The organism is Terriglobales bacterium, assembly GCA_035454605.1.
GTDB lineage: Bacteria > Acidobacteriota > Terriglobia > Terriglobales > Acidobacteriaceae > DATMAB01.
The window spans coordinates 12873-32961 of record DATIGQ010000081.1; the positions used below are offsets into that span (position 1 = coordinate 12873).

Genomic DNA, 20089 nt, shown 5'->3' on the forward strand with positions numbered 1-20089 from the left:
GGTTATACAATCCGTACGGAGCATATCTTGGTGCTTGAAACGTGTCAAGCATTTTATTTCCTTTGTGGAACAAGACTTGCATTGCATATAGCGATTTGATATAAACAGCCCATGAAATTCAAGGCGCTGCAGGAGAATCTCCGCAAGGCGCTGTGGAAGCGCATCGAGGCCGGCGAACTGACGGGGCTGAAGCTGGCCAAGCAGACCGGCTTCCAGCAAGCGCACATTTCCAATTTTTTGAACCGCAAGCGGTCGCTGAGCCTGGACGGCATGGATCGCGTGCTGGTGGCGCAGCACATGTCGGTGCTGGACCTGCTGGACCCGGACGAGATCAACAAGCGGGCTTCGATCGTGCCCCCCAGCGAGGACGAGTTCGACAACGTTCTGCTGGTGGAGGGCACGGTGGCCGCGGGCGAGCCGCTGATCACGCAGGAGAACGTGAAAGAGATCCTGAAGTTCAAGAAGAACTTTCTGCGCAGGCTGCGGGCAGAGATGGAGTCGGCGCGCGACGACTGGCACCGCTTTGTGCTGGTAAAAGTGGACGCGCGTGAGGGCATGAGCATGTACCCGCGGCTGCTGCCGGACGCGATGGTGCTGATTGACCGCCACTACAACTCGCTGAAGCCCTACCGCAAGAATGAGCGCAACATGTACGCGGTGCGCAAGGACGACGGATGCACCATCAAGTATGTCGAGGAGGCCGAGGGCCACTTGGTGCTCCGCCCGGAGAACCCCGCCTACCCGGTGGATGTGCTGGCCATCGAAGAGGGCAAGACCCAAGCCGACTACGTGGTGGGCCGCGTGTGCCACGTATCGATCGAGACCTGAACAGAACAGGGCGCAAACGCCAGAAGCCGCGGCGACCTGCCGCGGCTTCTTCATTTGCAGAGGGCGGGGACCGGCAGCCTGCCGGCGGTCAGTGCTTTTTCTTTCTTTTCTTCTTCTTGTCTTTCTTCTTCTTATCTTTTTTCTTTTTGCCCTTCTTTTTCTTGTCCTTTTTCTTCTTGGCAGCGGCTTTCTTCTTGGCGGCTTTCTTCTTGGCCGCCTTCTTTTTGGCCGGAGCTCTCTTCGGCGGAGCAGCAGGCGTGGCGGGCACGGATACCACCGTGGCGCCCGAGATCTCGCCCTCGTCGCTCAACTCATCCATCTCTTCCTCTTCTTCCTCTTCGTACTGCTCATCGAGGTTGCCGTAGTCGGGCTCACCGAAGTCGTCCATTTCGTCGTTGTCACTGGCGTAGAGGGTCTCGTCGTCGAAGTTCATGTCTCCTCCGAAATGTGGCCCAACTCGAGCGGACCGGAAGCCATTTGCCGGGCGCGCCGTTTGGAGATCACTCCGAGGTTGGATGCGTCCCGGAGCAGGCGCGGATTATAGCAACAGAAGGAGGGCTGTCAACCCGGGCTAGGGCCCGGAACGGACAATGAGCGTATCGCCGGGATAGAGCTTGGAGGAGGTGAGGCCGTTGGCGCGTTGCAACTCCGCGACGGTGGTCCCGTAGGCGCTGGCGATGCTGTAGAGAGTCTCGCCGGACCGGACAGTGTGGACCTGCTCCCCTACCCTACCTTTTAACTGTTTGCTGTTTTTGGACTTAGGTGTGGACGCCGCGGCTTCCCGATACTCCACCGTCACCGGGCGATAGATACGCAAGAGCTGCCCTCGGCGCACATGATTACCACGCAGACGGTTCCACTGGCGAAGCTTCTCCAAAGGAACACCGAAGTCGTCCGCGATGGACATGAGGGTGTCGCCTTGGCGGACCTTGTAGTGCACCGGCCGCTTGGAGAAGACCATGCCCTCCATGTCGCCGGGCAGGCGCTTGCCCGGTGTGACCGGGATGATGAGCTTGGCATCGGCGTAGAGCGCGTCGCCGGTGAGGTTGTTCACCTTGGCAATGGAATCGGTGGTGGTGCGGTACTTGCGGGCGATGGTGGAAAGGGATTCGCCGCTGGCCACCTTGTGGTAGCGCCACCAGACTCGCATGTCGCGGGGGATGGCAGCCATGGCCCGCTCGAAAGTCTCTTTGGTGCCCCAGGGCAGGCGCAGATCGAAGGCGCCTTGGCGCGGCGTAGTCAAGCGCAGCAAGCCCGGATTGAGGTCTTGCAGAATGCTGACCGGAACGTCAACGGCCTCGGCCGCGAGCCGGAGGTCGAGGGGATAATCCACGGTCACGCGCTCCACCGCCAGGGGTTGGGCCTCCATGGGCTGGAAGCCGTACGCCCCGGGATTCTTGGCGATGATCATCACTGCCAGGATGATGGGAACATAGTTCTTGGTTTCGCGAGGCAGGACGTCGCGCTTGTAAAGCTCCCAGAAATCGGCGTAGCCGGTGCGCTCCACGCCTTTCTGCACGTTCAGCGGACCGGAATTGTAAGCGGCGATGGCTAGGTGCCAGTCGCCGAACTGTTCGTAAAGATCCCGCAGATGCCGGGCAGCGGCGCGCGTGGCCTTCTCCGGGTCCTGCCGCTCATCGATCCACCAGTTGCGCTGCAGGCCGTACTCGCTGGCGCGAGCCGCCATGAACTGCCACATCCCACGGGCGCCGGCACGCGAGACCGCCAGGGGATGGAAACCGGATTCCGCCTGAGCCAGATAGATGAGATCCTGCGGCACACCCTCTTCTCGCAGGATGCGCAGGATCGTATCCCGGTAGCGCGCGGCACGCTCCCAGGAATGCTGCATGGTGTTTCGGCCCTTGTTGGTGTTGCTGAAGTACTCCAGGTAGCTGGCGACGACATCGTTCATCACCAAGGGGATGTCCGACGCAGTGGTGCGCAGGCCGGCCTCGGCGCGGGCGCGCAGATTGGGATCCACGGGAAAGGTGACCGCGTTGGCTTCGTCAATGGGAGCAGGCTCGGAGTGCTGCTCGGTGAAGCCGTCGCCCTGCTTGAGCGCCTCCAGTTCCAGGCGGTTCACGGTATCGACGATGCGCTCAAACTCTTCCTCCAGACGGCGATCCGAGCGAGCGTTGACAGGGCCCGTGAGTAGCAGGTCGAAGGCACGGTCAAAGTGGGCGCGGGCGGCATCCAGGTGGCCGGCGGCATATTCGGCCTGGCCGTCCTGGTATTCCTTGCGGACCTTGGCCAGCAGGCCTTCCACCGGATCCACGCGCTTCACGGATGCTTCCGGCGCTCGCGCCACAGGCTTGGTGGAAGGCGCGGTATTGGGAGCAGCGGCGGTGGTTGCCGTTAGAACCGGTGCCTGAGCGCCGCTCGGGGGAACCGCAGCGTCGTGCCGGGAGCTTGTGGTCTCACAACCGGAACCGAGAAGGACCAGTGCCGCCAGAATCGTGATGGAAAAGAGCCGTTTATGAATAGCCATATCCTCTGGAACCAACAGGGGATTAGACGCTCCAGCAGACCAAGCGTCGTCAGAGGCTGGTGAATCGTACTATGCAGTTACAAAGAGGGTCAACGGAACCGGAGGCCAGTGTACTGCCGGAGTCACCCCTTGCCGGGTGGCCCACCCGGCCGGCAGACATTACGCCAAAACGAACGAAGGTCCCGGTGTTGCCACCGGGACCTCCAGGATTCCCAACCTACCAGGAAAGCTTCAGCGCGAACTGGAACTGGCGCGGGTCGAAGGCGGACGTGGGCGTTCCCGCCTGGGAGAACAGCACATTGACGTCGGCGACGTTGAAGCGGTTGGGGAGGTTGAAGATATCCATGATCGCATCCAGTTTCACGCGCTCGCTGAAGTGGATGCGGCGGGCTACGCGCAGGTCGGTGAAGATGGTGTAAGGACGGGTGCCGGCGTTGCGCGAGGTGTTGCCGACCAGAGGAAGAGTTGCTCCGCTGTCGGTGAAAATGCCATCGATGTGGCAGGCGGGAATAAACGCTCCCGCGCTGGAGTACTGGGAAGGCACGGCCACGTCGCCACACAGGTTGGTGGTGCCCGGGGCGACCTGCAGGGGACGGTCGGTGTTGGAGCCGAAGTCGAAGTTGCGGTCACTGCCCACCAGAATCAAAAACGGCCGTCCGGAACTGATTTCCAGGATGGGAGCCACGGTCCAGTCGCTGAAGAACCTGGACCAGAATCCGCCGCCACCCAGCCGGCCGGACTGATACACACCGCTGAACACGAAGCGATGCCGCTGGTCAAAGGTGGAATTGGAGCGCTCGAGGTCCGGAAAACGGGCGTCCTGTGGCTGGAGAAGCGACTGCAGGTCGGTGGAATCGTCGATGGCGTGTGACCAGGTGTAGGACGCCAGGAACTCGTACTTGCGGCTGAAGCGCTTTTTCAAATTCACAGTCATGCCGTGGTAGACGGAGCTGCCGCTGGAAACATTCGAGTTCATGAAGTTGAAGGGCACGTCTACGCCCAGGCCGAGGCCGAATTCGGCCATCACGGCCGCGGCCAACGGCAAGCAAGGCGCCAACGGCGGAAAAGCAGCCAGGGAAGGATTCAGCCCCGAGATGCGGAAGAAGCTGACCAGGGCAGCCGGCACGAACGGGCGGCCCAACGGATCGAGTCCACAGGTGGAAACTTGCACCGGGAGAGTGGCCGGGGCGGCGGCACCCGCTGCCACAGCACGCTCCCAATTGGCAATCAGCGCTTCCGTATTCGGAGGGTTGATATCGATGGAGCGGTTCAGGTGACGTCCACCGACAAAGTTGTAGTTGACGCTCAGCGCGAAGTCGTGGCCCAGGTCGCGCTCCACAGATAGGCTGGCTTGGTTGCTATAGCCGTACTTGAACCGGCTGCTGATCGGGAAGCCGAAAGGCTGCACCGCCAGGGGCACGCCGGCGGTCAGGTAGTTCTGGTTGACAAACAGGGAGTTGGAGTTCAGGCCCTCAAAGCGCGCTTCATCCTGGATGTAGTTGATGCCTCCCAGCACGGCCGGGGGTACACAGTTGGGCAGCGTGAGCGTTCCCTGCCACACATTGGTGGCATTCAGGTTGAGCGGATTGGCCACGCCGGCACCGGTGCAAGGACTGCCACCGAACAACACGATGCCCGGCGCTTGCGCGCCGTCCGCTACCTGCGACAGGAACGCCAGGCCCACCAGCGGGTGGTCGAAGAACAGCCCGTAATTGGCGCGGATCACGGTCTTGCCGTCCTTCCAGGGGTCCCAGGCAATGCCGATCCGCGGAGCGATGTTGTTGGTGTCCATCGGTATGCCCTGCGTGATGTTCAGGGCATTCTGAGCCGCGTCCGCGAGGGGATTCAGCGCCGCCTCTTCCGGTGTCCATTCCACGTCATAGCGCACCCCGATGTTCAGGGTGAAATTGGGCTTGATGCGCCAGGAATCCTGCAGAAACACGCCCAGCGAGGTAATCGTTTCCGCATAATGCGGATCGCCCACTTGCTGGATGAACACTTGCGGGATACCGAGTCCGTAGGCCTGGACCGGCGAGAAGTTAGGAAAACCGGCAAAGAGTGGAGACAAAGAAGTAGCGCCCAGCGAACCGATGTTGTACAGGCCGCCGAAGTTCACGGTGAAATCGGCGTCCACGGGGACACGATTGATGTCGGCGCCGAACTTGATGTTGTGGTTGCCCTTCAGGATGGAGAAGTTGTCGGTGAACTGGTAGCGCTTCTCCACGCGGTCGGCGAAGGAGAACGGCTCGCGGCCGAAGAAGGCGAAGCCCGGAATGTTGAAGGCAACCTGGCCGCCATCGGGATTGGTCCCCGAGTCGCCTGGGAGAGGCGGCGGGGTGTCCCCCTGTCGCGAAAAGGTGTAGAGCAGGCCGCGCCGCGCGAACTGGAAGCGGAACTCGTTCACCTTGTTGCTGCCAATCAGCCAGGTGTGCTGTGCGATCACGTTGACGTCCCGAAAGTCCTGCGCCGAGGTGCGAGAGAAGGCGTTCTGCCCGAAGTTCTGGTTCTGCGCGTTTACCTGGATTCCGGTCACCGAACTGGGGCTCACGTTCACCCGCAAAAGGGCCGTCTGATTGGCGTTGAAGCGATGGTCCAGCCGCATCGCGACCACGGTAGTGCCTTCCGAAATCGGATAGTTGCCGACCAGCGTCTGCAACGGCACAAAGTCGCCGTTGAGGGGGATACCGGTGGAAGCGAAACAGGTCCCTGGAGTCGGAGTGGGGAAGACGCAGGGAGCCGCGAGCAAGCCGGGCCACACGCCGTCGATGGCGGCGCCGGAGGACCGTCCTACCAGTGCGGCATAGGCCATGGTGAGGGCATTAACCGGTGCTCCGCCTAGAAACGCCGCTTGAGCCGGAGTCGCCTGGATGGATACGAATCCCGGGGGAGCTCCAAAAAACGCCGAGGCGTCAAATGGCACCAGGCCGAAGTTGTCGGAACCGACGGTGGAAAAACCCGACTCCTGCCGGCGGGTGGTCTCATACGAGAAGAAGAAGAAGGTCTTGTCCTTCTTGATAGGCCCACCCAGGGTCGCGCCCGCCTGCACCCGCGTGAATGCCGGGTTCGCCACGGTGGTGAAAGGATTGTCGGCCTGGATGTCGCGATGGCGCAGATAGCCGAACAGGTTCCCGTGCAGCGCGTTGGTGCCCGAGCGCGTGATGATGTTCACCACTCCGCCGGAGGCGCGACCGTACTCGGCGTTGTAGCCGTTGGTGATGATTTGGAACTCCTGCACCGCTTCCTGGGAAACAGTCGAGCGGATGCCGTTGACCGAGTTGTCCACCGCATCGGCTCCGTCCACGTTGACCAGGTTGGAGCGGGCGCGTTGTCCGCCGAAATTCAGGCCCGAGGTTGGGGCCACACCGATGCTGGGCGCGGTGTCGCGCTTCACCTGGGAATTGGTGAGGGTGAAGTTGATGTAGTTCCGGCCGTTGATGGGGAGGTTCTCGATGCTCTGCTGCACGATCGTGGTCGAGCCGGAGCTGCGCGTGGTTTCCACCAGTTCCGTCTCGGCGGTGACTTCCACCACCGCTTCCGCGCCTGCCACTCTGAGCGAAACCGGCAGCTCGGCAGACTGGCCGATGGTCAGCACCACGCCGGTGTTCACCAGCTTGGCGAAGCCTTTAGCCTCGACCGTCAGCGAGTAACGGCCGGGCGGCACCAACAGGAACTGATAGACACCTTCATCGTCGCTGATGGTCATGCGCTCGAAGGCTCGTGCCTCGTCCCGCAGCGCCACTTGGGCGCCGGCAACCACGGCGCCGTTCGGATCCGTCACCGTGCCGGAGAGATCAGCAGTCGCAACGCCCTGCGCCCAGAGCTGGGTTGTCATGAGCGCAAACAGGAAAAACCGGAAGGCAAACTTTGTGGCAGTCCTCATCGGCCTCACCCCTCAGCTTCCCGCGGAGCCACGCCCCCTGCTTCTGGACGGGAAGCGGGCAACTTGTACATCAGAAGCAGCCGAAAAGGCAAGCAAGACAAGGAGATGACAGGGACAGCAGGAACCACCGCGGGCACTGCACGGCCTAGGAGCGCTGGATGCCCACTGCTTCTTCCGCAACCCTGCGGATAGCCCATGCCATGCGCGGCGTGTTGTGCGCCAGGCCGAAGCGGCCCTGGGCGTCGAGCAGAATGATGCCTCCGTGGCCGCCCGCGCGGGTCTTCAAGTGCTCCATGGCCAGGGCCGCGGCGCGCTCCGGGGCCACGCCCTGTTCGACCCGGTCCGCCGCCCACTTGCCGAGCACGAGCTTCATGATGGGCTCGCCCCAGCCGGTAGTGGAAACGGCTGCGCTCTGATTGTCGGCGTAGCACCCGCACCCGATGAGGGAGGAATCGCCCACGCGCCCCGGCGCCTTGGCCAGCGTTCCGCCCGTGGAGGTGGCCGCGGCCAGATTCCCCAGGGAGTCGCAGGCCACGGCGCCCACCGTATCGTGGGAGACCGCGGATCCGAACAGGTCTACGGTCTCGCCATTGGCTGCCTGCGCTTTGAAGTCCTCAAGCCGGCGGACCTCGCGCGGCACCACCAGCTCACGGTTGTCGCAGAGAGGGATGCCGTGCTCTTCTGCGAACTGCTCGGCGCCTTCTCCGACAAGATAAACATGGGGACTCTCATCCAACACCTTGCGCGCGACGTGGATGGGATTGCGAACGCGCTCCACGCAGCCCACGCCTCCGGCGCGGAGGGTGGCGCCATCCATCAGGATGGCGTCCAGCTGCACGCGGCCGTCGCGGGTGAGGAAGCTGCCGCGCCCGGAGTCGAAGGTCTCATCGTCCTCCATGACTGCGACCGCCACCTCGACGGCATCCAGGGCAGAGCCGCCACGGGTCAGTACGCTCCAGCCCTCGGCCGCGGCGCGCCGCACCCCCGCGATGTGCGCTTCGACCACGTCGTCGGGGATCGCCCAGGCGCCGCCATGAACCACCAGGACTGGCGGCCTACTCACGGTCGAGCCTCTTCACTGCGTCGGCCAGTCCCAGGTATTCCCATCGCTGCAGGCTAATGGGCACATTTCCGTTCTTCCACAAGAAGTCGTGGAAGTCGCGCAGGCGGAAATCGGAGCCCTTGCTGCGTCGCGCAGCGGCCAGGAACTCCAGAATCTGCAACTTGCCGATCTGGTAGGTGATCGCCTGTCCCGGCCCGGCCGCGAAGGCCGCGGCTTCCTCGTGCGCTGTCTGCGCATCCATAGGGACCGCCGTCTTTAGATACTCGGCTGCCTGCTCGATGGAGAATTCGCCCAGGGCCAATTTCACATCTACTTCGACGCGCAAGGCGCGCAGCCGCATGAAGTTGTAAATGATTTCGCGTGTCCGCGGACTGTCGTCGAAGTAGCCGGCCTGCAGCATCATTTCTTCCCCGTAGAAACCCAGGCCTTCGTTCGGACCGGAATCGTAAAAGTGCCGGCGAATCGCATCCTCGTGCGCCCAGCTCAACACAAGCTGGAAGTAGTGCCCCGGCACGCCCTCATGCACCAGGATGGGGCGCGGATCGCGGGCGGTAGACAAGCCGAAATAGCCCAGGTTCGGCGAAGGCTGGCGGATGTAACTAACGCCGTTCTCCTCCAGTCGCGTGGGCGAGGTGTGGTCGGCAGTCACGCCCAGGAACGACATCGGCTCAAGATATGGGGGCAGGGGCAGGTTGCGGTAGTGCTTCACCCACGACGGAACGCTCAGAATCCCTTTCTCCTCGAGGAACCGGCGCACGGCCAGCTCGTCATGTTCCTCCCGTTCCATCTGCGCCTTCTGGTCGGGAAAAATGGAGAGCTGCGGCAGGCCCTGATTGCGCTGCTGCTCGTAGGCTTCGAATGAAACGGCGCGGTCCCACTCCTGCCTGCCCATGGCCAGAAGCTCCTCCGGAGTGAACGGAACCAGGGCTACCTGCCTGAGGAAGAACACGTAGGCCTCACGGCCGACCGCTGTCTGTTCCGGCATCTGCGGCAGGCCCTGCTTGAGCCATTCGCGGTAGGCCTCCAACGCTGCCACGGCCTTCTCCATTACATCGGGCAACTCACTTGCGCTTGCAGGATCGAGCAGGGGCCGAAGCTCTCGCTGCACCGTCCCCAGACGGACCCGAACATCCGCCAATGCCGCAATGGCCAGCCGGGCAAAGGGCGCCTGGGGTTGGTCGAGATTCACACGCGCATGTGCAAGGGTCTGCGGAATCACTTTCAGACGCCCTACGATCACCCGGCTGCGGGCGGTATCGAAGGGCGGAGGCGGCAGCAAGGGCTCGAAGACGCTGCCCAACGTCTGGTCCACATAAAAGTAGGGGTTGTGCCGCCAGCGCTGCAGGATTTCCAGCTCCCAACGCACCCGGGCCTGCGCCGAACCGATCAGCCGATAGTCCACCTGCTGCGCTACCGGCCAGCCGTTCGCATCCATCTGCTTCCAGCGCCGCTCGAAGCCCTCCAGAGCACGCCCCTGTTCCGCAATGCTCGCGGGCGACCAGTCCGGCAGCCAGTCCGCCGGACGCTCGATCCGCGGAATGTCGTCGCCGGAAAAAGGCTGCGTCCTCGCGCGCCAGGCCCAGAAGTCCTTTGCCAGCGCCTCCAGTGTTTCTGGGGAGGACGAGGCAGTTGCGGTCGCCGGCAGGCACAGCCATAACGCCAGGCAAACGGCTAGAGCCCTCATTCGATTACCCTCAGAGCAGGGAGGACAACCGGCGGTGCCGTGTTTCATGCCGCTTCGCTGGTACGCACGGCCTCAGCTTGCCGGGTCTTCTGGTAGGTATAAAGAATCCGGTGCAACACCGTGATGTTCGAGAGCACGGCGATCACCCACAGCACCGGCGCCATGCGGTTGAAGAGCGCTCCCAGAATCACCAGCACCAGCCGTTCGGGCCGCTCCAGAAAGCCCACTTTGCATTCGCCGATCAAGGACTCGGCCCGTGCCCGGGTGTAGCTGACCATCACGGATCCGGTCATTACCACCGCCACCAGCACAACGTAGAAGAACCGGTTGGCCCGGGCGTAGTACACCAGCAGTCCGAAAAACAACGCCAGATCGCCATACCGGTCCAGCACCGAGTCGTAGAAGGCGCCAAAAGGAGTCACCTGGTTCTTGGCGCGCGCGATGCGCCCATCCACCATGTCCAGAAAGCCAGCCAGGATCACTACCAGGCCGGCGGAACGGAACATGGCTGCCTGGTTCTCGCCCGAGGCATAGCCGAACAGCACCGCCGCGACTACCGTCACCACCAGGCCCAGGAAGGTATAGGTGTTGGGAGAAATCCGGGTCAAGGCCAGGCTCTGGATGATCGCCTGCAGCAGTACCCGGCACGCACTTCCGACCGCCGCCGTCCAGCTCATGACGCCCCGTCGTGAATGGTGGTCAACTTCAGGATTTCCATCTCCCTCTGGCCGGCGGGAGTCACCACCACCGCGGTGTCGCCGACTTTCTTTCCCATCAGGCTCCGTCCAATAGGAGACGTGGTCGAGATAAGTCCCTTTTCCACATCGGATTCCTCGCTGGTCACCAGCCGGAACTCCATCTCCTGGTTACGGGTCTGGTCGTAGACCACCACTCGAGAGCCGAAGGCCACGCGATCCTTGGGGATGTTGTTCAGATTTACCAGCGACAGGTCGGCCAGACGCTTCTTGAGTTGCCCCAGCCTGGCGCGGACAAACTCCTGGCGCTGCTTCGCCATGTGATACTCGGCGTTTTCGGTGAGGTCGCCCATGGCGACCGCTTTCTTCAGCTCCTTGGGAAGCTCGTTATTCAGTTCATACTCGAGCGTTTGAATCTCTTCTTCCAGCTTCCTGCGGATCTGTTCTGGCATGGCAACCTGAGCGGTGTCCCACCGGCGGCACGGGCCCGCGTTTCCCGGCCCTAGCTCGCGGCCATTATAAACCCCCGGTCTCGAACCAACCGTCTCGGCGTGCCGTTCCATACTGCCGTCTGGGATTAAGGAGCTCTAACCGTTAATTGCTTACGCTTGTATTACTTGGGACACACACTTCATTGACTGACTTGACACTCAGGCCTATAATGAGAATGGTTTGCCCAAAGCTACTCCCCCTCCATTCTGCACACGGGGTCCTCATGAACGGAGATAGCGCCTTTCACATCGGCGACCGGGTCGTCTATCCCAACCAGGGCGTCGGGGTGATCGAGCAGATTGGCAGCCGCACTCTCGGGGCTGCCGTGGAACGCTTCTACATCCTCAAATTTACCGCTGGGAGCCTGCGGGTCATGGTTCCGTTCCACAATGTGGCTAGTGTAGGGCTCCGGCGCGTTATCAAGAACGGCGAGGTACAGAAAGTCCTGGATTACCTGACGGACTTCAAGTGTGACAATCACGCCGACTGGAAGTGCCGCTTCAAGGAAAACTCCGACAAGATGCGCACCGGCTCCCTCATGGACGTGGCTGCCGTGCTCAAGAGCTTGCTACAGCTCAACCAGACCAAGCCGCTTTCCTTCCGCGAGAAGAAGATGCTGGATCGGGCGCGGTTCTTGCTGGTAAGCGAGCTGGCGTTGGCCAAGAACACCAGTGAGGATGAGGCCGAGCAACTGCTGACCAAGGCCTTGGCCAAGACCAAGCTCCGGTTCCGCGAAGCGTTCCAGGCCTGATTCCAGGCGCGCCTTCCCCCTACTCTCCCATCCACGCCCCGTACGGGCGCAGGTTTTCCACGTGGTCGAAGATGATCTTCATGGCCCCGGTGATGGGCACCGCCAGAACCAGTCCCATCCCGCCCCAAATCCAGCCCCACACCAATAATGCTACGGTGACCACCAGGGGATTGAGTTGCAGGCGTCTCCCCAGAATCTTGGGATAAAGCACGTTGATGGCGAACAAGTGCAGTCCCAACACCGTCAGTGCCACCGCCAGCAGCTTCGCCCCGGAGAGTTCTCCAAGACCCGCAACCAGCGGAGGCACCACTGCCAGAATCACTCCTAGGTAAGGAACCAGGCTGAGGAATCCGCTGAGAAACCCCAGGATGAAGGGATACCCGAGGCCCACTGCGGCAAACACGATGACACTGATCGCCGACATAAACAGGCCGATCAGCAGGTTACCGACGATGAAGCTGCGGGTCATGGCGGAGATGCGGCTTAGGGTCTTGTAGGCGGCGTTGCGATTCTCCAGGCGAAAGAGCATCACCGTGGCCGACTTCACGTGGTCCTGCCAGCTGAGCATGAAGTACACCAGGAAAGGAATGAACGAAACGATCAGTACGAACTCCCACACGGATGCTGCGCTGCGTGTCAGCAGTTCCGCCCAGTCCACCTTCTGCTGTACCGTGACCACGCCCCGCTCGGGCTCCTGTGACGCCAGCACACGCTCCGTGGTCTTCTGAAGGGAGAGCGTTCGTTCTCGGAAGCTAGCCACCGCTTGCCGGATCTTTCCCGAATACTTGGGCCACTGCTGCACAAAGTCCACGCCGCGGTTGTAGGAAAAATGGGTTCCCGCATAGGCCACCCCCAGAAGCAGGAAAACCGCCAGGAAGGCGGCCAGAGAGCGGGGCAGCCGCATACGCTCCAGCACCCCTACCACCGGCTGCAGGAGGAAGGCCAGCAGGACGGAGACCATCAACGTGATCACCACCAGCTTGGCCACGTAGCACAGGGTCAGAACCACGGCGATGGCCACCACCGTCTGCGCCGCCGACGACACATGGTCACCGCGCCGGCGCCGGGGAGCGGTTGCGGCTGCCGGCAGGATCGCGTCGCCGTGCTCTTCGACTTCGATGTCTTCCGTCGCCATCGCGCTTATCGTATCCCATCCTGTCCAGGCGCCGGCTCCTATAATGAACGCCGTGACAGTAGACGCCTGCACCCGGCCGCGCATCCTGGCTCTCGATGTGGGCGCCAAAACCATCGGGATGGCCGTCTCGGATCCGCTGGGCCTCACCGCCCAAGGGCTCCAGACACTGCGGCGGACCTCCAAGCGGGCTGACTTCGGGCGCCTCGAGCGCGTCCTGCGCGAATATGAGGTGGCGGAGATGGTGGTCGGCTATCCCCTTCGCATGAGTGGCCAAGCCGGCGCTCAAGCAGAAAAAGTCGCCGCGCTCGCAGAAGAACTTCGCCGGCGCTTTCGGCTTCCTGTGCATCTTTGGGACGAACGCCTGACCTCGGTCGAAAGCAGCCGCGTGCTCCGCGCAAGCGAGATCAGCCTCCAGCGCCGTCGACAGGCCGTGGACCGCCTGGCCGCCGTGTTGATCCTGCAATCGTTCCTGGACCACCGCAACGCCGCCCTATCCGGCAACTGCTAGACTGGAGCGTTGCGCACTCTTTTAAAACTGACCGTTCTCATTCTGCTCGCCACCGCCGCATGGCTGGCCCATTCGCTTTTCACTCCGCTCGCGCCTCCTGGAAAGCCGGACGTCCTCCTGCGTTCCGGGCTTTCCGCGCGCCGCATCGCGGCCGAACTTCAGGCCGCCGGCGTCATTCGTAACGCATCTGCCTTCCTGGCGCTGCATGCCGTGAAGGGCCGTCCATCGCTCAAGGCGGGTGAGTACCGCTTCGACCATCCCGCCGACGCGTTCGAAATCCTGGACCGTGTCACCCGTGGCGACGTGATTGTGCGAACCGTCGTCGTCCCCGAGGGCTACAACATGTTCGAAGTTGCCGATGCTGTGGCCGCCGCCGGTTTGTGCACGCGCGATCAGTTCCTGGAAGCCGCCCGCGCCGAAGTCGTACTGATCAACGATCTCGATCCGGCAGCCACCTCGCTCGAGGGCTATCTCTTTCCGGACACCTACCAGTTCACTCGTGCGCAGGGGCCACGCGAGATCGCGGCCGCCATGGTGCGCCGCTTCCGCCAGGAGGCCGCATCCCTCGGCCTCGCAGGTGACATCCACCGCATCGTCGTCCTGGCTTCCATCGTGGAGAAAGAAACCGGCGTTCCGGAAGAACGGCCTCTGGTGGCTGGCGTCTTCCAGAACCGATTGCAGCGCAACATGGTGCTGGCGGCCGACCCCACCGTGGTTTATGGCGCCCTGCTGGCCGGACGGTATCGCGGCGCCATCCACCAGTCGGACCTGGGATTCGACTCTCCCTACAACACCTACCGCCGCGCAGGACTGCCGCCAGGACCCATCGCCAACCCCGGTCGCGACTCGCTGCGCGCCGCCATGCAGCCCGCCTCAACGACGTATGTCTACTTCGTCAGCGATGCCCGTGGTCGTCACCGATTCGCCTCCACCGCTGCCGAGCACAGCCGCAACGTCGCGGCCTACCGCCGCGAACGCGACCGCCGCTGAACCCGGCTCATCGGGCCTTATATACTCGAAGGTGGTTTGACCACCGAGGGAGTGGAGCACTCGGAGGGGAACGACTCTAGTCGTGCCGAGACTATGGCTGAGGGGACCGGGCTTTAGCCCTTGAGGTTAATGAACCACCGAAACAGCATGGTTGTGCACGGGGCCCGCCCAACGACCAGACGCCTCTGCCGCACCCTGCTTGCCTTCCTCGCACTGGCCATCCTGCCGGGCTGCCTGTTCCGCTCCCGCACGGTCGAGCGCCGCATGAGCTCCGCCGTCCTCCGTGAGGCCACCCTCGCCCAACTGGTGGAGACCATCAACCACGAGGCGGCTCGCATCCAGACACTGAACGCCACGGTGGATATTGCGCCTTCCGTGGGCGGTTCCAAGAAGGGCAAGGTCACGGACTTCCAGGATATGCGCGGCTACATTCTGCTGCGCCAGCCCGCCACCCTTCGCATGATCGGCCTGTTTCCCATCTTGCGGAATACCGCCTTTGACATGGTGAGCGACGGCGAAGGGTTCCGACTCTCCATCCCCACCAAGAGCCGCTTCTACGTTGGCCGCAACGACGCCCCGCCCGCTTCCAACAAGCCCATCGAGAATCTGCGCCCGCGCCATATTCTCGATGCATTGCTGCTTCGCCCCATCGACCCCGACCGGGAGATCGCGGTGCTCGAAGGCTCCACCGAGACCGTACGCGACCCCAAAACGAAGAAAGACATCGAGCAGCCCAATTACGTGGTCACGGTGATTCGCCGCAACGGCTCGGACTGGAAGTTGTCACGCAAGATCACATTCAGCCGTGCCGATCTCATGCCCTATCGACAGGTTATCTATGATGCCGACGGCTCCGTCGCCACCGAAGCCGACTACGAGCACATCACGGAATACCACGGAGGTCGCTTCCCTGCCGTCATCCATCTCTGGCGTCCGAAGGAGGAGTACGCCATCGTGCTCAGCATGGTGAAGCTGAACCTGAACCAGCCTCTCCAGGACGAACAGTTCGTCCTCAACCAGCCCGAAGGCTACGAGCTGCGGCGACTTGACAAGCCGGCCCGGCCGGAGGATGCGAGTTCCGGCAGCCCGCCGCAGTAGCGCCGTCGTATGTCCCGAGCGAGAGCGAGGAACCCCTAGGCGTTGTTGCAGCTACGGATGAGAATGCGCAGGGCCCTACTGTGCTCCGCTGATCGTGATCTGGTAGCGGAAGTCAGGCCGCGCGTTGCCGCTCCAGTCCAGCACCCGGATGAAGACGGTTACCGTCCCGCCGCTTGTGTTCCGAAAGTCCAGGTGCGAGTTGCGGTTGACCCCCAGGCTGATGTCGTCATTGACGCAAGAGTCGTCGAATACGTTGGGTGTAGGGTCCGGCGTGATTCCCGAACCGCCTGGCGGGCTATCGTCGCCCGGGTCTTTGCAGGTCGTTAGCCGCGTTCCGGCATTGTTCACGATCTCAATCACAGGATCCATCGGACTGGGAGGATTCAGCCCCGGCCCTACCACATCCACTGTTAATGTGGCGCTCGCCGCCACCGTGACCGCATAGAAGTCCTCGTCCGGATCGGTCACCGTGATGGGATCGCCGAAGGGACTGATGGAAGCATTGAAGGTCCCGTTGGTGAGCGGCGTCGCCGCCGCGATGCTGTCATTCCGAGACTGCGCCAGCGCCGGCGTGCCGGCTGCTGTCCACAGCACCAGGCCCACTGCCGCCTCCAGCAGGATTCTCCGGCAACGCAAACTCATGGCGATTCCTCCTCCCTACTCACTGATGGTCTGCGCGCGACGCTTCTTGCCCCCTTCGAACGCGTCGAAGCGCGGATCCGTGCCCACCAGCACAATGTTACCCACGTTGACGGTGTTGCCCGCCGTGACGGCAAAGGGACCGGCGGCGGCCGGCGCCGTGCCCGGCATGGGAATGGGATCAATCAGCGGACCCACGCTTGAGCCCTCACTGAAACAATCTGTTGGGTCGTTCGGATTGCAATGAATAGACTCCACTTCAACCATGTAGTTGCCCGCCGGGACCGGAATCTCGAAACGCCCGATGTCCCCGGTTTGGCGCGATCCGAAACTATCTCCGCCCGTGTTGTCGGAGGCTCCGTTCAGATAGGGCGCCGCCGTCACGCTTTGCCCTGGGTTTCCGGTGAATTTGAAGCCTGAAACCACCGAGACCGCAAACTTGCGGTCCTGGTTCGAACCTGTGTCTACGGGCCGTGCGATCACATTTACACCTTGGGCATGGGTCATGCCGTCACTGAAACGCACAATCCCTGTAAGGGTCCCATAGGTGCCGGAGAAGGTTGGACTACCAGACGTCTTCGGATACAAGCGTGAAATCCACGCCATGTCGTCTGTCGCGAGAGTAGCTGCCGGGTTCACGATTGCCGGTCCCGGATCCTCATCTCTGGTACTGAAGATCACTGGAAACATCGTCGGCAATCCGATCAAGTCATCGGTACCGCATGCCGAAAGGCAATTCACGTTGATCTGCGAGTGGTCGAGCCCTGAAAAATGCCCGAGCTCGTGGATGATGGCGCCATCGAAGGCGGAATCGCTTAACTCTTGCGTCGGATTCCCGTCGATCCATTTCCCATTCAGCACAGCTTTGGCGGAGATGATTCGCCCGGCGGAATTGACCAGGCAAGGGCCCGCAAAGCCAATCACGTTGGTATCGATGCCCAGAGCGTCGAAGACGCTTCCGTTGGTGTCGTAAATCACCGGATTCTGTGTTGGAGGGTTGGCGTTGCAGGTCCCGTTCACAGCGTTATATTCCGCTAGCGTGCTCACATCCCCATCGGCCACGCCTTGAATAGCACCTAGACGGCTGTATTCGATGTTCGCCGTGGTGACGTTCTCCCAAACGTTGAACATGCTCTCCACGCGGTTATTCGCCTGGGTATTTGTAAGCGCTCCGAGATTGCCGCCATCGGTTCGGTATGGAATCGCACTCGTTGTGCTCCAGGTGAAGGGGGCACCTTCAACGCCGAAACTAGGCCCACCCACGGCAATCGGTCCACCCGCTACCGCTAGGCGTGGCAGCGCCAGCATCAACGACACCAGCACGGCTAACCGCAGCGAGTGCCGGCTCCGTCTTTGGTTTCGGGGGGTCACTGGGTCGACTTGCCCTGAAGTTCCAGAATCAGCTCGCGGAGATTGTCAGCGGCAAGCGGCACACCGGGCTCTTGCCGCACCAGTGCCGCCATCCCGGGCGAGAGTTTGACGCCTTTCTTTTCAACTTGTGCTTCCAGCCCGCGAAACAGCCCATAGTTACCGAGGCCGTTCACGACCGTTTCCTTTCCGCTGCGGTCACGAAGGATGCGGAACCGCCCTTGCTCCATGCCCGCCGGACTGGTAAGCCCGTACTGATTCACTCGATTCATCAACAGCAGCAGTTCCTGGCCCTTGCGATAGCCCGCGGCATCCTGGCGGTCACGGAAGTCCCAGATGTATTGCCGGAACGAGTAGATGGGCCCCACTTCGCCCTTGAGCGTTTCCTTCACTCGCAGGGTCACCACAATCGTATCCAGGTTCGTGAATTGTGGATGTTTCTCCACCCGCGCCCTCACCACAAATCCGCGCACGATCACGGCTGACTGATGGGTCAGTTCGTCCAAGTTTCGGGCAACGGTAATGGCCCCGCGCTGTGCCCACGCCGGGCCTGCCAGACACACCATCAGGAGGAGAACCTCTACGATTCCCCGTCCCGCTCTTACGACTGAGATTCGTGCCATGAATTGAGCCTTCCGCGCGACGGGGCCGACGCGAGGTGAAGAGTTGTATTCTTAGGCGGGCGCTCGCCAAAAGTCAACCGCGCCGGCGGCCATTTGTCCCTTGCCAAACCGGCGTTTAGAATGTCCTGGCCATGATGAACAAGATGATCGTCGCCAACCTGGCGCACCGGCCGATTCGGTCCGTCATCAGCATTGTGGCCATAGCGGTCGAGGTAACGCTGATTCTGGTGATCGTCGGCTTGTCGCTCGGCATCCTGAACGACTCCAAGACCCGACAGGCTGGCATCGGCGCCGATGTGATGGTCCGGCCGCCCGGCTCCTCCGCCCTCATCGGCATCAGCGGCGCGCCCGTTTCCGTCAAAGTGGCCGATGTGCTCGCCAAGGTGCCGCACGTGGCGGCGGTAGCCCCGGTCGTCACCCAGATTTCGACCGGCGGAGGCAGCGTCGAAGTGCTCTACGGCATCGACCTGGCCAGCTTCGAATCCATGGGCGGGAAATTTCATTACCTCGCGGGCGGTCCTTTCGAGGGCCTCGACGACATCATCGTCGACGACTTCTTTGCCGCCTCCCGCAACGTCCAGGTGGGCCAGACCATCGAAGTGCTGAATCACCAGTTCCGTGTCGTGGGCATCGTCGAGCACGGCAAGGGCGCGCGCAAGTTCATGCCTATGGCCACGGTGCAGGAACTGGTCGGCTCCCAGGGCAAGGCCTCCATCTTCTACCTCAAGCTCGATGATCCCGCGAACGCCGGCGCGGTCGCCGCCTCCATCAAGCAGATTCCCGGTATGGAGAGTTACGGCGTTCAATCCATGCAGGAGTGGCTCTCTTACATGACGCCCGAGAACCTGCCCGGCTTCTCCACGTTCATCAAGGTGGTCATCGGGGTAGCCGTGTGCATCGGCTTCATCGTCATCTTCCAGTCCATGTACACGGCGGTGATGGAACGCACCCGGGAAATCGGGATCCTCAAGTCCATGGGCGCCTCCAAGGCCTACATCGTGAACGTCATTGTGCGCGAGACTCTGCTGCTGGCGGTGAGCGGCGTCGTAGTTGGCATCATCTTCAGCTTCGCTGCCAAGGAGGGCATCCTGAAGGCCTTCCCCACCCTGCGCGTGGAAATCGCCTGGCTCTGGGTGCTGCGCGCCACCCTGATCGCGCTGGCCGGCTCCGTGCTCGGCGCCCTCTACCCCGCCGTCAAGGCCGCTCGCAAGGATCCGGTCGAAGCGCTGGCCTACGAGTAGATACCACCTGTTTCATTGACAACCTTCGCTTCCTCCCTTATCCTTAAACCTTTGGCAGTGCTGCAGTTCCCGCCTTGAGCGGTCTTCTTTTCATCAGCACTTGGGAGATTTTTGTATGGCAACCCATTTCCCCGGCGCCGGGGAAATTGCGCGTAAGTGGTACGTGGTGGACGCCGAGGGCGAGACCCTGGGGCGTCTGGCCAGTCGTGTGGCCCGCATGTTGAACGGCAAGAACAATCCTGTGTATACGCCGTTTCTCGATACCGGCGATCACGTCATCGTAGTCAACGCCGCCAAGGTGCGCGTGACCGGCATGAAGTCGGAGAAGAAGACCTATTACAGCTACTCCGGCTATCCCGGCGGCATCAAGGCCGAGAGCTTCCGCAAGCGCGCCGCGCGCCGGCCGGAAGTTGTGGTGCGTGACGCCATCGTCGGCATGCTGCCCCACACCAAGCTGGGTCGCCAGATGGCCCGCAAGCTGCGCGTGTACGCCGGCGACAAGCATCCCCATCAGGCCCAGCAGCCGGAGACCCTGGCACAGGCCAAGCGGGCTTAGAAGTGCAAGTCGCGGCCGTTCACGGCCGTGGATCCTTATTTGCGAAAGGG

The 20089-nt window shown here is 62.2% G+C and carries 18 protein-coding genes; 7 read left to right on the forward strand and 11 right to left on the reverse strand.

What is annotated here, in order from left to right; translation table 11 throughout:
- Nucleotides 1-111 precede the first annotated feature (111 nt).
- Complete coding sequence (locus VLE48_05800) at nucleotides 112-828, forward strand: S24 family peptidase (GenBank protein HSA92507.1); 717 nt, start codon at nucleotides 112-114, stop codon at nucleotides 826-828.
- Between the two features lie 88 nt (nucleotides 829-916).
- On the opposite strand, the gene VLE48_05805 is transcribed toward VLE48_05800, so the two are convergent.
- The 7 genes from VLE48_05805 to greA all read right to left on the reverse strand — a co-directional run bounded on the left by VLE48_05805 (nucleotide 917) and on the right by greA (nucleotide 11090).
- Complete coding sequence (locus VLE48_05805; GenBank protein ID HSA92508.1) at nucleotides 917-1261, reverse strand: hypothetical protein; 345 nt, start codon at nucleotides 1259-1261, stop codon at nucleotides 917-919.
- 138 nt (nucleotides 1262-1399) lie between these two features.
- Entirely contained in the window at nucleotides 1400-3112 is a 1713-nt protein-coding gene (locus tag VLE48_05810; protein ID HSA92509.1) for a LysM peptidoglycan-binding domain-containing protein, read from the reverse strand.
- A 421-nt stretch (nucleotides 3113-3533) separates the two neighbouring features.
- Entirely contained in the window at nucleotides 3534-7196 is a 3663-nt protein-coding gene (locus VLE48_05815) for a TonB-dependent receptor (protein ID HSA92510.1), read from the reverse strand.
- A 145-nt stretch (nucleotides 7197-7341) separates the two neighbouring features.
- Nucleotides 7342-8259, reverse strand: coding sequence for an isoaspartyl peptidase/L-asparaginase (locus VLE48_05820; protein HSA92511.1), 918 nt, complete (start codon nucleotides 8257-8259; stop codon nucleotides 7342-7344).
- Nucleotides 8252-9943, reverse strand: coding sequence for a DUF885 family protein (locus tag VLE48_05825; protein ID HSA92512.1), 1692 nt, complete (start codon nucleotides 9941-9943; stop codon nucleotides 8252-8254). The genes VLE48_05820 and VLE48_05825 overlap by 8 nt, the downstream gene beginning before the upstream one ends.
- Nucleotides 9944-9987: 44 nt before the next feature.
- The gene (locus VLE48_05830; protein ID HSA92513.1) at nucleotides 9988-10620 is read right to left on the reverse strand and encodes a CDP-alcohol phosphatidyltransferase family protein; all 633 of its coding nucleotides are present in this window, start codon (nucleotides 10618-10620) and stop codon (nucleotides 9988-9990) included.
- Nucleotides 10617-11090 carry a transcription elongation factor GreA gene (greA, locus tag VLE48_05835; protein ID HSA92514.1) on the reverse strand — a complete coding sequence of 158 codons (474 nt, stop codon included), beginning with the start codon at nucleotides 11088-11090 and terminating at the stop codon, nucleotides 10617-10619. Before greA ends, VLE48_05830 begins: the two co-directional genes overlap by 4 nt.
- 263 nt (nucleotides 11091-11353) lie before the next feature.
- Between greA and VLE48_05840 the strand changes: the two genes are divergently transcribed.
- Nucleotides 11354-11881 (forward strand): CarD family transcriptional regulator, encoded by a 528-nt coding sequence (locus VLE48_05840; GenBank protein ID HSA92515.1) that lies wholly within the window; start codon nucleotides 11354-11356, stop codon nucleotides 11879-11881.
- Nucleotides 11882-11900: 19 nt separating this feature from the next.
- Here the strand turns inward: VLE48_05840 and VLE48_05845 are convergent, their stop codons facing one another.
- Nucleotides 11901-13016, reverse strand: a complete 1116-nt coding sequence (locus VLE48_05845) for an AI-2E family transporter (protein HSA92516.1) — start codon at nucleotides 13014-13016, stop codon at nucleotides 11901-11903.
- A 43-nt stretch (nucleotides 13017-13059) separates the two neighbouring features.
- Here VLE48_05845 and ruvX point away from each other — a divergent pair, with 43 nt between their 5' ends.
- From ruvX to VLE48_05860, 3 genes are all read left to right on the forward strand, one after another.
- Nucleotides 13060-13524, forward strand: coding sequence for a Holliday junction resolvase RuvX (gene ruvX / locus VLE48_05850; protein ID HSA92517.1), 465 nt, complete (start codon nucleotides 13060-13062; stop codon nucleotides 13522-13524).
- Between the two features lie 9 nt (nucleotides 13525-13533).
- On the forward strand, nucleotides 13534-14514 hold the full coding sequence (mltG, locus tag VLE48_05855; protein ID HSA92518.1) for an endolytic transglycosylase MltG: 981 nt from the start codon (nucleotides 13534-13536) through the stop codon (nucleotides 14512-14514).
- A 147-nt stretch (nucleotides 14515-14661) separates the two neighbouring features.
- A complete protein-coding gene (locus tag VLE48_05860) occupies nucleotides 14662-15612 on the forward strand; it encodes a hypothetical protein (protein ID HSA92519.1) in 951 nt (316 codons plus the stop codon).
- 75 nt (nucleotides 15613-15687) lie between these two features.
- Here VLE48_05860 and VLE48_05865 read toward each other — a convergent pair whose 3' ends face one another.
- From VLE48_05865 to VLE48_05875, 3 genes are read right to left on the reverse strand one after another with little or no spacing between them, the layout of a single operon-like run.
- Nucleotides 15688-16254, reverse strand: coding sequence for a hypothetical protein (locus tag VLE48_05865; GenBank protein ID HSA92520.1), 567 nt, complete (start codon nucleotides 16252-16254; stop codon nucleotides 15688-15690).
- Nucleotides 16255-16269: 15 nt separating this feature from the next.
- Entirely contained in the window at nucleotides 16270-17574 is a 1305-nt protein-coding gene (locus VLE48_05870) for a hypothetical protein (protein ID HSA92521.1), read from the reverse strand.
- Nucleotides 17575-17618: 44 nt separating this feature from the next.
- The gene (locus tag VLE48_05875) at nucleotides 17619-18242 is read right to left on the reverse strand and encodes a hypothetical protein (GenBank protein HSA92522.1); all 624 of its coding nucleotides are present in this window, start codon (nucleotides 18240-18242) and stop codon (nucleotides 17619-17621) included.
- 131 nt (nucleotides 18243-18373) lie between these two features.
- On the opposite strand from VLE48_05875, the gene VLE48_05880 reads away from it, so the two are divergent.
- Entirely contained in the window at nucleotides 18374-19483 is a 1110-nt protein-coding gene (locus VLE48_05880) for an FtsX-like permease family protein (GenBank protein HSA92523.1), read from the forward strand.
- A 115-nt stretch (nucleotides 19484-19598) separates the two neighbouring features.
- Nucleotides 19599-20039 carry a 50S ribosomal protein L13 gene (rplM, locus tag VLE48_05885; GenBank protein ID HSA92524.1) on the forward strand — a complete coding sequence of 147 codons (441 nt, stop codon included), beginning with the start codon at nucleotides 19599-19601 and terminating at the stop codon, nucleotides 20037-20039.
- The last annotated feature ends 50 nt before the right edge of the window (nucleotides 20040-20089 follow it).

Bases quoted from the DNA above. Each gene is read 5' to 3' on its own strand.
- VLE48_05815 (HSA92510.1), bottom strand. From the start codon at position 7,196: ATGAGGACTGCCACAAAGTTTGCCTTCCGGTTTTTCCTGTTTGCGCTC.
- VLE48_05800 (HSA92507.1), top strand. From the start codon at position 112: ATGAAATTCAAGGCGCTGCAGGAGAATCTCCGCAAGGCGCTGTGGAAG.
- VLE48_05805 (HSA92508.1), bottom strand. From the start codon at position 1,261: ATGAACTTCGACGACGAGACCCTCTACGCCAGTGACAACGACGAAATG.
- VLE48_05825 (HSA92512.1), bottom strand. From the start codon at position 9,943: ATGAGGGCTCTAGCCGTTTGCCTGGCGTTATGGCTGTGCCTGCCGGCG.
- VLE48_05830 (HSA92513.1), bottom strand. From the start codon at position 10,620: ATGAGCTGGACGGCGGCGGTCGGAAGTGCGTGCCGGGTACTGCTGCAG.
- greA (HSA92514.1), bottom strand. From the start codon at position 11,090: ATGCCAGAACAGATCCGCAGGAAGCTGGAAGAAGAGATTCAAACGCTC.
- VLE48_05860 (HSA92519.1), top strand. From the start codon at position 14,662: ATGGTTGTGCACGGGGCCCGCCCAACGACCAGACGCCTCTGCCGCACC.
- VLE48_05865 (HSA92520.1), bottom strand. From the start codon at position 16,254: ATGAGTTTGCGTTGCCGGAGAATCCTGCTGGAGGCGGCAGTGGGCCTG.
- ruvX (HSA92517.1), top strand. From the start codon at position 13,060: ATGAACGCCGTGACAGTAGACGCCTGCACCCGGCCGCGCATCCTGGCT.
- VLE48_05845 (HSA92516.1), bottom strand. From the start codon at position 13,016: ATGGCGACGGAAGACATCGAAGTCGAAGAGCACGGCGACGCGATCCTG.
- VLE48_05875 (HSA92522.1), bottom strand. From the start codon at position 18,242: ATGGCACGAATCTCAGTCGTAAGAGCGGGACGGGGAATCGTAGAGGTT.
- VLE48_05840 (HSA92515.1), top strand. From the start codon at position 11,354: ATGAACGGAGATAGCGCCTTTCACATCGGCGACCGGGTCGTCTATCCC.
- VLE48_05880 (HSA92523.1), top strand. From the start codon at position 18,374: ATGATGAACAAGATGATCGTCGCCAACCTGGCGCACCGGCCGATTCGG.
- rplM (HSA92524.1), top strand. From the start codon at position 19,599: ATGGCAACCCATTTCCCCGGCGCCGGGGAAATTGCGCGTAAGTGGTAC.